Raw genomic sequence first — 13055 nt, 5'->3', positions numbered from 1 at the left:
TTAGAAGGCGCCATCGAGCGCAGAGAGAGCCTGTATGACCGTCACCCTCAAAACCCCAGAGGACATCGCAAAAATGCGCATCGCCGGCAAACTGGCCGCCGATGTGCTGGAAATGATTGCCGAACATGTCAAGCCGGGCATTACCACAGAAGAACTGGACCGCATCTGCCACGACTACATCGTCAACGAGCAGAAAGCTATCCCTGCCCCGCTCAACTACAAGGGCTTCCCGAAGTCGATCTGCACCTCGATCAATCACGTGGTCTGCCACGGCATTCCGAACGAGAAGGCCTTGAAGGATGGCGATACGCTGAACATCGACGTCACCGTCATCAAGGACGGCTACCACGGCGACACCAGCCGCATGTTCCACGTCGGCACCGTGCCGGTCTGGGCCGAGCGCTTGTCGCAAGTGACTCAGGAATGCATGTACAAGGCCATCGAAATCGTCAAACCCGGCTGCCGCCTGGGCGACATCGGTGAAGTGATCCAGAAGCACGCTGAAAAGAACGGTTTTTCCGTGGTTCGCGAGTTCTGCGGTCACGGCATCGGCAAGGTGTTCCATGAAGAGCCGCAGATCCTGCACTACGGCCGCGCCGGCACCGGCATGGAGCTGAAAGCCGGCATGACGTTCACCATCGAGCCGATGATCAACCAGGGCAAGGCCGACACCAAGGTATTGGGCGACGGCTGGACCGCGATCACCAAGGACCGCAAGCTGTCGGCCCAGTGGGAACACACCCTGCTGGTAACCGAAACCGGTTACGAGATCTTCACCCTGCGCGCCGACGACACCATTCCGCGCGTTTCGGCCTGATCCGGGCGCGCAGCTCCTCAGCCTTATAGACAGGAAAGCCAATCGATGCCGCAGGTGGATCCCGAACTCTTCGACCGTGGCCAGTTCCAGGCTGAACTGGCCCTGAAGGCAAGCCCGATCGCGGCCTTCAAGAAGGCGATTCGCCAGGCCCGCGAGGTACTCGACGAGCGCTTTCGCAGCGGCCGCGACATTCGCCGGTTGATCGAGGATCGTGCCTGGTTCGTCGATAACATCCTGCAAAAGGCCTGGGAGCAGTTCAGCTTGAGTTCCGAAGCCGACATCGCACTGGTCGCGGTCGGCGGCTACGGTCGCGGCGAGTTGCACCCTTATTCCGACATCGATTTGCTGATCCTGCTGGACAGCGCCGATCACGAAGTTTTCCGAGATTCCATCGAGCGTTTTCTGACGCTGTTGTGGGACATCGGCCTTGAAGTGGGCCAGAGCGTTCGCTCGGTGGACGAATGCGTCCAGGAGGCCCGCGCCGACCTGACGGTCGTCACCAACCTGATGGAAAGCCGCACCATCTGCGGCCCCGAGCGCTTGCGCCAGCGCATGCTGGATGTCACCAGCACCGCGCACATGTGGCCGAGCAAGGACTTCTTCCTGGCCAAACGCGCCGAGCAGAAGGCCCGTCACCACAAATACAACGACACCGAATACAACCTGGAACCCAACGTCAAAGGCTCTCCCGGCGGCCTACGGGATATTCAGACGATTCTGTGGGTGGCCCGTCGCGAGTACGGCACCCTGAACCTGCGGGCCCTGGCCGGCGAAGGTTTCCTGGTCGAGAGCGAAAACGCGCTGTTGGCCTCCTCCCAGGAATTCCTTTGGAAGGTTCGTTACGCCCTGCACATGCTCGCCGGCCGCTCCGAAGACCGCTTGCTGTTTGATCACCAGCGCACCATCGCCGGGCTGCTGGGCTTCAAAGGCGATGACGCCAAGCAAGCCATCGAAAACTTCATGCAGCAGTATTACCGCGTGGTCATGAGCATTGCCCAGCTCAGCGACCTGATCATCCAGCACTTCGAGGAAGTCATCCTCGCGCCGGAAGACCAAGCGCCGCCGCAGCCGATCAACTCGCGATTCCAGCTGCACGACGGTTACATCGAGGCGCGCAACGACAACGTGTTCCGCCGAACTCCGTTCGCCATGCTGGAAATCTTCGTACTGATGGCCCAGCAGCCGGAAATCAAAGGCGTGCGCGCCGACACCATTCGTCTGCTGCGAGAAAACCGTCACCTGATCGACGACGATTTCCGCAACGACATCCGCAATACCAGCCTGTTTATCGAGCTGTTCAAGTGCAAGATCGGCATCCACCGCAACCTGCGACGGATGAACCGTTACGGCATCCTCGGGCGCTACTTGCCGGAGTTCGGCTTCATTGTCGGGCAGATGCAGCACGACCTGTTTCACATCTATACGGTCGATGCTCACACCCTGAACCTGATCAAACATCTGCGTAAGTTGCAGTACACCCAGGTGTCGGAAAAATTCCCGCTGGCCAGCAAGCTCATGGGCAAACTGCCCAAACCCGAGCTGATCTACCTGGCCGGCCTGTACCACGACATCGGCAAGGGCCGGCATGGCGATCACTCGGAAATCGGCGCAGTGGATGCCGAAGCTTTTTGCCAGCGCCACCAGTTGCCGGTGTGGGACAGCCGCCTGATCGTCTGGCTGGTGCAGAACCATTTGGTGATGTCGACCACCGCCCAGCGCAAGGACTTGTCCGACCCGCAGGTGATCCACGATTTCGCGCAGATCGTCGGCGACGAAACCCACCTCGATTATCTGTACGTACTGACCGTCGCCGACATCAACGCCACCAACCCGACGCTGTGGAATTCCTGGCGCGCCAGCCTGTTGCGCCAGCTCTACACCGAGACCAAGCGGGCCTTGCGCCGCGGCCTGGAAAACCCGGTGGACCGCGAAGAGCAGATTCGCCAGACACAGAGCGCGGCACTGGACATTCTGGTACGCGGCGGCACCGATCCGGACGACGTCGAGCAGCTGTGGGCGCAATTGGGCGATGACTACTTCCTGCGCCACACCGCCGGCGACGTGGCCTGGCACAGTGACGCGATCCTCCAGCAGCCGGCCGACGGCGGGCCGCTGGTGCTGATCAAGGAAACCACCCAGCGCGAGTTCGAAGGCGGCACGCAGATCTTTATCTATGCGCCGGATCAACACGACTTCTTCGCCGTGACCGTGGCTGCAATGGACCAGCTCAACCTGAACATTCACGACGCCCGGGTCATCACCTCCAGCAGCCAGTTCACCCTCGACACCTACATCGTGCTCGACACCGACGGCGACTCGATCGGCGATAACCCGGCGCGGGTCAAACAGATTCGCGAAGGCCTGACCGAAGCCCTGCGCAACCCGGACGACTACCCGACCATCATTCAGCGTCGGGTACCGCGCCAGCTCAAGCATTTCGCGTTTGCGCCACAGGTGACGATCCACAACGACGCCCAGCGTCCGGTGACCGTGCTGGAACTCAGCGCCCCCGACCGCCCAGGCCTGCTGGCACGTATCGGCACGATCTTCCTCGAATTTGATCTGTCGCTACAGAACGCCAAGATTGCGACCCTCGGCGAGCGCGTGGAAGACGTGTTCTTCATCACCGATGCGAACAACCAACCGTTGTCCGACCCATTGCTGTGCAGCCGCTTGCAGGATGCAATCGTCGAACAGCTGACCGTCAGTAACGAACCCGATATCAAACTGTCGCGCATCAGCATCTGATTGCGCGTCAGGATTCAGCCGCTTTGAACGAGACCCCGTACCGATGAACAACGCTCTGAACCAGTTGCAGCCCTACCCGTTCGAGAAGCTCCGCGCCCTGCTCGGCAGCGTCACGCCAAACCCGGACAAGCGTGCCATTGCACTGTCCATTGGCGAGCCGAAACACCGTTCGCCGAGCTTTGTCGCCGAAGCCCTGGCAAGCAATCTGGATAAGATGGCCGTGTACCCGACCACCCTCGGAATTCCGGCCCTGCGTGAAGCCATCGCCGCGTGGTGCGAACGTCGTTTCAGCGTTCCGAACGGCTGGCTCGACCCCGCGCGCAATGTGCTGCCGGTCAACGGCACTCGTGAAGCGCTGTTCGCCTTCACCCAGACCGTAGTCAACCGTGGCGACGATGCACTGGTGGTCAGCCCGAACCCGTTCTATCAGATCTACGAAGGCGCAGCGTTCCTTGCCGGTGCCAAGCCGCATTACCTGCCGTGCCTGGACGAAAACGGCTTCAACCCGGATTTCGACGCCGTCTCACCGGACATCTGGAAACGCTGCCAGATCCTGTTCCTGTGCTCGCCAGGCAACCCGACCGGCGCACTGATCCCGGTCGAAACCCTGAAGAAGCTGATCGCCCTGGCCGACGAATACGACTTCGTGATCGCCGCGGACGAGTGCTACAGCGAACTTTATTTCGACGAACAAACTCCACCGGCCGGCCTGCTCAGCGCCTGCGTGGAACTGGGCCGCAAGGACTTCAAGCGTTGCGTGGTGTTCCACAGCTTGTCCAAGCGCTCCAACCTGCCGGGACTGCGCTCGGGTTTCGTGGCCGGTGATGCGGACATTCTCAAAGGCTTCCTGCTTTATCGCACCTATCACGGCTGCGCGATGCCGGTTCAGACTCAACTGGCCAGCGTTGCTGCGTGGAATGACGAAGTACACGTACGCGCCAACCGTGCGCTGTATCGTGAGAAATACGATGCGGTGCTGGAGATCCTCAGCCCGGTGATGGATGTGCAGCGTCCGGATGGCGGTTTCTATTTGTGGCCGAATGTTGAAGGCGATGATGAGGCGTTCTGCCGTGATCTGTTTGTGGAAGAACATGTCACGGTAGTGCCGGGTTCTTATCTGTCCCGTGAAGTTGACGGCGCTAATCCGGGAGCCGGTCGCGTGCGCATGGCGCTGGTCGCGCCGCTGGCCGAATGTGTGGAAGCGGCCAAGAGAATTCGCGAGTTTATTACCCGCAACAAGTAAATATCCCAGCCCGCACTGTGCAACGCAGTGCGGGCACTCTTATATAGCCAGTTACACTTCATCCGAAATTAAAGTTCACCGAACTGCAGAGTCCCCCTTACTCTCATGCAGCGCATTAGCGTGCGCATTCACACGACCTTACTTCAAGGAAGAAGTAGCCAATGAACAGTATTGAAGACTGCACCCTTATCCAATGGCCCGACGATCAACAATCCTATGAGACCGCCATCAACGAGAACCCTGAGAATGCCGGCACCGGCACCGGCGGCACTCGTCGCAAGCGCTCTCTGATCAATTACTCAAAGCTGTGGGCAAACGGACGCACACTCAAGATCGCGTTTATCGACGGCCCCGACGATGAACACAAACAGAAAATCATCAATGCGGCCAGCCAGTGGCTGCCCTATATCAATCTGAGCTTCGATTTTGTCGATGGACTTGAAGGTGATATCCGGATTGCGACAAAAAACAACGTCAACAGCTCAATGCTGGGCACCGATGCGCTGTTGATTCATCCGGACTGGCAGACCATGGATCTGGGTGTCAAACCTGAAGATGCAGACTTCGATGTGATCGTGACTCATGAGTTTGGACATGCCTTAGGCGCCATGCATGAACACCAACACCCTGAGGCCAATATTCCCTGGGACAAACCGAAAGTGTATGCGTTCTACCAGAATCGAGAAATGAATCCGCTGACCAAAGAACAAGTCGATAGGAACCTGTTTCAACCCTTCGATACAATCGAAGCGATTTATACGCCGTACGACAGAAAGTCGATCATGCACCATCCAGTGGCGAGCACCCTGACAGTGGGTGATTGGGAAATTCCAATCAACCGCAAGATCAGCAAAAAAGACAAGCGCTTGATGAAACTGCTCTATCCCAAACGCTAAAACTTTATTCATTTGTAATGATCGAGACAAATTCCGGGGTAATGGCCGGACGTTAAGAATCGCGTTCGAACGACGCTGACTGAGTCCAGCGAACGCACAGGCTGAGCATTTGCACCGCAATCCCTGTGGGAGCAAGCTCGCTCCCACAGGGTTTTGCGTTTTAACTGAACGGTCATGGCATAATCCGTCACCATTAATTTCCAGCACCTGCAAAGGGGGCAATTCCTTGACCGTTTCAAGTAAAACGTTGCACCTTTTCGGCATCAAAGCCTGCGACACCATGAAAAAGGCGCGCACCTGGCTCGATGAACACGCTGTCAGCTACGACTTTCATGATTACAAAACGGTCGGAATCGACCGTGAACGCCTGACCCAATGGTGCGACGAGCACGGCTGGCAAGTGGTGTTGAACCGTGCAGGCACGACCTTTCGCAAGCTCGACGACGAACGCAAAGCCGATCTCGACCAGCCGAAAGCCATCGACCTGATGCTCGCACAACCCTCGATGATCAAGCGCCCGGTGCTTGATCTCGGTGACCGAACCCTGATTGGCTTCAAGCCAGATATCTACGCGGCAGCGCTCAAGTAAGGCAGCCCGTTCCATTTTTTAGAGGTATCAACATGTCCACTACCCTGTTCAGCCTGGCCTTTGGTGTCGGCACTCAAAACCGTCAAGGCGCATGGCTGGAAGTGTTTTACGCTCAGCCGCTGCTTAACCCGTCGGCCGAACTGGTCGCTGCCATCGCGCCAGTTCTGGGCTACACCGAAGGCAATCAGGCCATCGCCTTCACCACCGCTCAGGCCTCGCAACTGGCTGAAGCGCTGAAAAGCGTCGACGCTGCCCAGGCTGCCTTGCTGACCCGTCTGGCCGAGAGTCACAAGCCGCTGGTCGCGACTATTCTGGCCGAAGACGCTCAACTGACCTCCACGCCTGAGGCTTACCTCAAGCTGCACCTGCTGTCCCACCGTCTGGTCAAGCCGCACGGCCTGAACCTGGCCGGTGTGTTCCCGCTGCTGCCGAACGTGGCATGGACCAGCCAGGGCGCAATCGACCTGGCCGAACTGGCCGAACATCAACTGGAAGCCCGTCTGCGTGGCGAGCTGCTGGAAGTGTTCTCGGTGGACAAATTCCCGAAAATGACCGACTACGTGGTTCCGGCCGGCGTGCGTATCGCTGACGCGGCACGTATTCGTCTGGGCGCTTACGTCGGCGAAGGCACCACCGTGATGCACGAAGGTTTCGTCAACTTCAACGCCGGCACCGAAGGCCCGGGTATGATCGAAGGCCGCGTTTCCGCTGGCGTATTCGTCGGCAAGGGTTCGGACTTGGGCGGCGGCTGCTCGACCATGGGCACCCTGTCGGGCGGCGGCAACATCGTGATCAAGGTCGGCGAAGGCTGCCTGATCGGCGCGAACGCCGGTATCGGCATTCCGTTGGGCGATCGCAACACCGTTGAATCGGGCCTGTACGTGACCGCTGGTACCAAAGTGGCGCTGCTGGACGAAAACAACAAACTGGTCAAAGTCGTGAAGGCCCGTGAACTGGCCGGTCAACCTGACCTGCTGTTCCGTCGCAATTCGGAGACCGGTGCCGTGGAATGCAAAACCCACAAATCGGCCATCGAACTGAACGAAGCGCTGCACGCTCACAACTAAGCAGCGACTCGATGTTAGTCGAGCGGCCGGGCGCGTATCATCAGCGCCCGGCCTGCTCAAACGAGTCTTGACCACCATGCTTGTGCCCTCTCCCTGGCGCGCCGATTTTCCGGCCATCGCCGCATTGCAACGGCAAGACCAGACGTATCTGGACAACGCCGCCACCACGCAAAAACCTCAAGCCCTGTTGGATGCCCTGGCGCATTACTACGCCAACGGCGCGGCCAACGTGCATCGGGCGCAACACCTGCCCGGCGCCCACGCCACCCAGGCGTTCGAGGACAGCCGCAGCAAAGTCGCCCACTGGCTCAATGCCGGCGATTGCGGGCAGATCATCTTTACCCACGGCGCAACGTCTGCGCTGAACCTCCTGGCTTACGGCCTGGAACATCTTTTCAATCCGGGCGATGAAGTTGTCATCAGCGCCCTGGAGCATCACGCCAATCTGTTGCCGTGGCAGCAACTGGCCCACCGCCGCGACCTGAAGCTGGTGATCCTGCCACTGGACGCCGACGGTTTGATTGACCTTGATGCTGCCGCGCAGCTCATCGGTCCTCGAACCCGCTTGCTGGCGGTCAGTCAGCTGTCCAACGTACTCGGCGCCTGGCAGCCGTTGCCCACCCTCTTGACGATGGCCAAGGCGCATAACGCGTTGACCGTGGTCGATGGCGCCCAAGGCGTGGTTCATGGCCGGCACGACGTGCAGGCGCTGGGCTGCGACTTCTATGTGTTTTCCAGCCACAAGCTCTACGGCCCCGACGGTCTGGGCGTGCTGTTCGGTCGCAACGAAGCGCTTGAGCAACTGCGCCACTGGCAATTCGGCGGCGAAATGGTGCTGGATGCGGATTACCACAGCGCACGGTTCCGCCCGGCGCCACTGGGTTTCGAGGCGGGTACGCCGCCGATTGCCGGGGTGATTGGTTTGGGGGCGACGCTGGATTATCTGGCGGGGCTCGATCAGGACGCGGTTTGCGCCCATGAAGCAGCGCTGCATGACTATTTGCTCAAAGGCCTTGAAGCACGCAACGGCATTCGGTTGCTGGGCAAACCGCAACTGGCGCTGGCCAGTTTTGTCGTCGAGGGTGTGCATAACTCTGATCTGGCGCATTTGCTGACCGAACAGGGGATCGCTGTGCGCGCCGGTCATCACTGCGCCATGCCGTTGCTCAAGCGTTTTGAGCTGGCTGGGGCCATCCGGGTATCGTTGGCGCTGTACAACGATTCCGAAGATTTGGAACGGTTCTTTGAAGCGCTGGATCAGGCGCTGGAGTTGTTGCGATGAACTTGCCTGCCGATGCGGCTACAGCGCTGGAGACTTTTCAGAAGGCTGCCGGTTGGGAACAACGGGCGCGGCTGTTGATGCAATGGGGCGACCGTCTGCCGGCGTTGAGCGATGTGGAAAAGGTCGATGCCAACCGGGTGCACGGCTGTGAAAGTCAGGTGTGGCTGGTGGGCGCGCTGGATGACGGGCACTGGCAGTTTGCCGCGAGCAGCGATGCACGGTTGATTCGCGGGTTGGTGGCGTTGCTGCTGGCGCGGGTTAACGGGTTGTCAGCGGTTGAGTTGCAGCAGGTGGATTTGCCGGATTGGTTTGATCAGCTTGGACTGAGTCGTCAGCTCTCCCCATCGCGCAGTAATGGCCTCAATGCCGTGTTACAGCGGATGCGTGAGCTGGCTCAGTAATTCTGTGGCGAGGGAGCTTGCTCCCGCCCGACTGCGAAGCAGTCGTAAAACATTATACGCATCGCAACTGACACACCCCGATGGCATGCTTTGGGGCCGCTCCGCGACCCAGCGGGAGCAAGCTCCCTCGCCACAAAACCCCGCTTAAGGCGTTGGAATTAACTTGTCGGCGGGGCGCCGCACTCCAGCCACAATCTTATCCACAGCCTTGGTCGCCGCGACCATGCCAAAAGTCGCCGTCACCATCATCACCGCACCAAACCCTCCGGCGCAGTCGAGCTTCACACCATCACCGACAAAACTCTTCTGCAAGCAAATGCTGCCATCCGGTTTCGGGTAGCGCAGTTGCTCGGTGGAAAACACGCACGGCACGCTGTAATGGCGGGTCACGGTGCGTGAGAAGTTGTAATCGCGGCGCAAGGTCGAGCGCACTTTCGAAGCCAACGGATCATTGAAGGTCCGATTCAAATCGCACACCTGAATCAACGTCGGATCAATCTGCCCGCCCGCACCGCCGGTGGTGATGATCTGAATCTTGCGGCGCTTGCACCAGGCAATCAGCGCCGCCTTGGCATTCACGCTGTCGATGCAATCAATGACGCAGTCGATGTTCGGCGTGATGTATTCGGCCATGGTCTCGCGGGTGACGAAGTCCGCCACCGCGTGCACGGTGCAGTCCGGGTTGATCCCGCGCAGGCGCTCGGCCATCACCTCAACCTTGGGTTTGCCGACGGTGCTGTCCAGCGCGTGCAACTGACGGTTGGCGTTGCTGACGCAGACGTCGTCCAGGTCGAACAGCGAAATCTCGCCCACGCCACAACGGGCGACGGCTTCCGCCGCCCAGGAACCGACGCCACCGACGCCAACGATCGCCACGTGGGCCGCGCGCAAACGCTCCAGGCCGTCAATGCCATACAAACGGGCGATGCCTGCAAACCGCGGATCTTCTGTACTCATGACCATTACCCCAAAAACCGGCGCGCATTATAGGGCCGTCAGCGGCCAAGAGCATCTTTGGGCTATGAACGGGCGTCTTGACCGTTTTAAACAGGCTACACAGAACAAAGATTTAACCTACAAGGTCCAACGAAAGAACTTAAACCGAGTTGGATTGCCCAACGTCCGGCATTTCCCTGTCCGCTGTACGGTCAGTGAACGCCCGGTGTAGGATGCGCGCCCCCAGCCTCTTGGCAATCGGCCGCCGACCGTTCCTTCGTTCAGCAGCCCCTGGAACCTGAAAAAGCTATGTCATCGCGTAAATTTGGACTCAACCTGGTCGTGGTGCTCGCCATCGCAGCCTTGTTTACCGGCTTCTGGGCGCTGATCAATCGCCCGGTCACCGCCCCCAACTGGCCTGAACAGATCTCCGGCTTTTCGTACTCGCCGTTCCAGCAAGGGCAGTACCCACAAAAAGAGCAATACCCGACCGACGATGAAATGCGTCGCGATCTGGAGATCATGAGCAAGTTGACGGACAACATCCGTACTTACTCGGTCGATGGCAGCCTGGGTGATATTCCCAAGCTCGCCGAAGAATTCGGTTTGCGCGTGACGCTGGGTATCTGGATCAGCCCGGATCTTGCGCGCAACGAGCGTGAAATCCTGCGCGCCATTGACCTGGCCAATACCTCCCGCAGCGTGGTTCGCGTCGTAGTCGGTAACGAGGCGATCTTCCGTAAGGAAATTACCGCCGCCGAACTGAGCGTGATCCTTGATCGCGTCCGCGCGGCAGTGAAAGTACCGGTGACGACTTCCGAGCAATGGCACGTCTGGGAAGAAAACCCGAGCCTGGCCAAGCACGTCGACCTGATCGCCGCCCACGTCCTGCCGTACTGGGAACATGTTCCGATGGAGCAGTCCGGGCAGTTCGTTCTCGACCGCGCCCGGGATCTGAAAAAGATGTTCCCGAAAAAACCGCTGCTGCTGTCGGAAGTCGGCTGGCCGAGCAACGGCCGTATGCGCGGTGGCGCCGACGCGTCGCCGGCAGACCAGGCGATTTATCTGCGGACGTTGGTCAACAAGCTCAATCGCCAGGGCTTCAACTACTTCGTGATCGAAGCCTTCGACCAACCGTGGAAGGCCAGTGACGAAGGTTCCGTGGGCGCTTACTGGGGCGTGTTCAACGCCGCACGCCAGCAGAAATTCAACTTCGAAGGCCCGGTCGTCGCGATCCCGCAATGGCGCGTGCTGGCTATCGGCTCCGTAGTGCTAGCACTGCTGTCCCTGACCCTGCTGATGATCGACGGCTCGGCCCTGCGTCAACGTGGTCGCACCTTCCTGACCTTCATCGCGTTCCTCTGTGGTTCGGTGCTGGTGTGGATCGGTTACGACTACAGTCAGCAATACAGCACCTGGTTCAGCCTGACGGTGGGCTTCCTGCTCGCCCTCGGTGCACTCGGGGTGTTTATCGTTCTGCTGACCGAGGCCCATGAGCTGGCCGAAGCGGCCTGGACCCACAAACGCCGGCGTGAATTCCTGCCAGTAGTGGGCGATTCGGACTACCGACCGAAAGTCTCGATTCACGTACCTTGCTACAACGAGCCACCGGAGATGGTCAAACAGACCCTCAACGCCCTGGCGAACCTCGACTATCCGGACTTCGAAGTCCTGATCATCGACAACAACACCAAGGACCCGGCGGTCTGGGAACCGGTGCGCGACTATTGCGAAACCCTCGGTCCGCGCTTCAAGTTTTTCCACGTCGCGCCATTGGCCGGCTTCAAGGGTGGCGCGCTGAACTACCTGATTCCGCACACCGCCAAGGATGCCGAAGTGATTGCGGTGATTGACTCGGACTACTGCGTCGACCCGAACTGGCTCAAGCACATGGTGCCGCACTTCGCCGATCCGAAAATCGCGGTGGTGCAGTCGCCGCAGGATTACCGCGACCAGAACGAAAGCACCTTCAAGAAGCTCTGCTACGCGGAATACAAAGGTTTCTTCCACATCGGCATGGTCACCCGTAACGACCGTGATGCGATCATCCAGCACGGCACCATGACCATGACCCGTCGCTCGGTACTCGAGGAACTGGGCTGGGCTGACTGGTGCATCTGTGAAGACGCCGAGTTGGGTCTGCGCGTATTCGAAAAAGGCTTGTCAGCGGCGTATTACCACACCAGCTACGGCAAAGGCCTGATGCCCGATACCTTTATCGACTTCAAGAAGCAGCGTTTCCGCTGGGCTTATGGTGCGATTCAGATCATCAAGCGTCACACCGCCAGTTTGTTGCGCGGCAAGGACACCGAGCTGACCCGTGGCCAGCGTTACCACTTCCTCGCGGGCTGGTTGCCGTGGGTGGCGGATGGCATGAACATCTTCTTCACCGTCGGCGCCCTGTTGTGGTCGTCCGCGATGATCATCGTGCCGCAGCGGGTCGATCCACCGTTGCTGATTTTCGCAATCCCGCCATTGGCGCTGTTCGTGTTCAAGGTGGGCAAGATCATCTTCCTCTACCGCCGTGCGGTCGGGGTCAACCTGAAGGATGCGTTCTGCGCGGCATTGGCAGGGCTGGCGTTGTCGCACACCATCGCCAAAGCGGTGCTGTACGGCTTCTTCACCAGCAGCATTCCGTTCTTCCGCACCCCGAAAAACGCCGATAACCACGGCTTCTGGGTGGCGATTTCGGAAGCTCGCGAAGAAATGTTCATCATGCTGCTGTTGTGGAGCGCGGCGCTGGGGATTTTCCTGGTGAACGGCCTGCCGAGCAACGACATGCGCTTCTGGGTGACGATGTTGCTCGTGCAGTCGCTGCCGTACCTGGCGGCGCTGATCATGGCGTTCTTGTCTTCGCTGCCGAAACCTTCGGTCGAGGGCGAGACGGCACCGGCGGTCTAAATCGTTCCAGATGCACTAAACGGCGGCCAATGGCCGCCGTTTTGCTTTAAGATAACCGCCATTTTGCAGGGCTTGGCGTGATATACGGTCTTTCTGACCGTACTCAAAACCTGTGGGAGCGGGCTTGCTCGCGAATGCGGTGTAACAATCAACTTTTATGCTGACTGACACACCG

At 59.3% G+C, this 13055-nt stretch carries 10 protein-coding genes; 9 read left to right on the top strand and 1 reads right to left on the bottom strand.

What is annotated here, in order from left to right; all coding sequences use genetic code 11:
- The first annotated feature begins 34 nt into the window (after positions 1-34).
- The 8 genes from map (at position 35) to KGB23_RS27710 (ending at position 9043) form a co-directional block, all read left to right on the top strand.
- Positions 35-817, top strand: coding sequence for a type I methionyl aminopeptidase (map, locus tag KGB23_RS27745; protein ID WP_201185921.1), 783 nt, complete (start codon positions 35-37; stop codon positions 815-817).
- Positions 818-862: 45 nt separating this feature from the next.
- On the top strand, positions 863-3565 hold the full coding sequence (locus tag KGB23_RS27740; protein ID WP_223433358.1) for a [protein-PII] uridylyltransferase: 2703 nt from the start codon (positions 863-865) through the stop codon (positions 3563-3565).
- A gap of 43 nt (positions 3566-3608) precedes the next feature.
- Positions 3609-4808: a succinyldiaminopimelate transaminase gene (dapC, locus tag KGB23_RS27735; protein ID WP_223433357.1), complete on the top strand. Its 1200-nt coding sequence runs from the start codon at positions 3609-3611 to the stop codon at positions 4806-4808.
- A 161-nt stretch (positions 4809-4969) separates the two neighbouring features.
- Positions 4970-5704, top strand: a complete 735-nt coding sequence (locus tag KGB23_RS27730; RefSeq protein WP_223433356.1) for a M12 family metallopeptidase — start codon at positions 4970-4972, stop codon at positions 5702-5704.
- Positions 5705-5930: 226 nt separating this feature from the next.
- The gene (locus KGB23_RS27725) at positions 5931-6293 is read left to right on the top strand and encodes an ArsC family reductase (RefSeq protein ID WP_223433355.1); all 363 of its coding nucleotides are present in this window, start codon (positions 5931-5933) and stop codon (positions 6291-6293) included.
- A gap of 32 nt (positions 6294-6325) precedes the next feature.
- Positions 6326-7360 carry a 2,3,4,5-tetrahydropyridine-2,6-dicarboxylate N-succinyltransferase gene (dapD, locus tag KGB23_RS27720; RefSeq protein WP_123365799.1) on the top strand — a complete coding sequence of 345 codons (1035 nt, stop codon included), beginning with the start codon at positions 6326-6328 and terminating at the stop codon, positions 7358-7360.
- A gap of 76 nt (positions 7361-7436) precedes the next feature.
- Positions 7437-8642, top strand: coding sequence for an aminotransferase class V-fold PLP-dependent enzyme (locus KGB23_RS27715; protein WP_223433354.1), 1206 nt, complete (start codon positions 7437-7439; stop codon positions 8640-8642).
- A complete protein-coding gene (locus KGB23_RS27710) occupies positions 8639-9043 on the top strand; it encodes a SufE family protein (protein WP_223433353.1) in 405 nt (134 codons plus the stop codon). Before KGB23_RS27715 ends, KGB23_RS27710 begins: the two co-directional genes overlap by 4 nt.
- Positions 9044-9187: 144 nt before the next feature.
- Here KGB23_RS27710 and tcdA read toward each other — a convergent pair whose 3' ends face one another.
- Positions 9188-10006, bottom strand: coding sequence for a tRNA cyclic N6-threonylcarbamoyladenosine(37) synthase TcdA (gene tcdA / locus KGB23_RS27705; RefSeq protein ID WP_411741512.1), 819 nt, complete (start codon positions 10004-10006; stop codon positions 9188-9190).
- A 282-nt stretch (positions 10007-10288) separates the two neighbouring features.
- Between tcdA and KGB23_RS27700 the strand changes: the two genes are divergently transcribed.
- Positions 10289-12880 carry a glycosyltransferase gene (locus KGB23_RS27700; RefSeq protein ID WP_223433351.1) on the top strand — a complete coding sequence of 864 codons (2592 nt, stop codon included), beginning with the start codon at positions 10289-10291 and terminating at the stop codon, positions 12878-12880.
- Positions 12881-13055 lie beyond the last annotated feature (175 nt).

Source organism: Pseudomonas sp. GL-B-26, assembly GCF_019947405.1.
Classification (GTDB): domain Bacteria; phylum Pseudomonadota; class Gammaproteobacteria; order Pseudomonadales; family Pseudomonadaceae; genus Aquipseudomonas.
The sequence above is the reverse complement of the archived record's forward strand: the minus strand, read 5'-3'. Positions and strand labels throughout refer to the sequence as shown.

Excerpts from the sequence above, each read along its gene's own strand:
- map (WP_201185921.1), top strand. The coding sequence starts at position 35 with ATGACCGTCACCCTCAAAACCCCAGAGGACATCGCAAAAATGCGCATC.
- KGB23_RS27740 (WP_223433358.1), top strand. The coding sequence starts at position 863 with ATGCCGCAGGTGGATCCCGAACTCTTCGACCGTGGCCAGTTCCAGGCT.
- dapC (WP_223433357.1), top strand. The coding sequence starts at position 3,609 with ATGAACAACGCTCTGAACCAGTTGCAGCCCTACCCGTTCGAGAAGCTC.
- KGB23_RS27730 (WP_223433356.1), top strand. The coding sequence starts at position 4,970 with ATGAACAGTATTGAAGACTGCACCCTTATCCAATGGCCCGACGATCAA.
- dapD (WP_123365799.1), top strand. The coding sequence starts at position 6,326 with ATGTCCACTACCCTGTTCAGCCTGGCCTTTGGTGTCGGCACTCAAAAC.
- KGB23_RS27715 (WP_223433354.1), top strand. The coding sequence starts at position 7,437 with ATGCTTGTGCCCTCTCCCTGGCGCGCCGATTTTCCGGCCATCGCCGCA.
- KGB23_RS27710 (WP_223433353.1), top strand. The coding sequence starts at position 8,639 with ATGAACTTGCCTGCCGATGCGGCTACAGCGCTGGAGACTTTTCAGAAG.
- tcdA (WP_411741512.1), bottom strand. The coding sequence starts at position 10,006 with ATGGTCATGAGTACAGAAGATCCGCGGTTTGCAGGCATCGCCCGTTTG.
- KGB23_RS27700 (WP_223433351.1), top strand. The coding sequence starts at position 10,289 with ATGTCATCGCGTAAATTTGGACTCAACCTGGTCGTGGTGCTCGCCATC.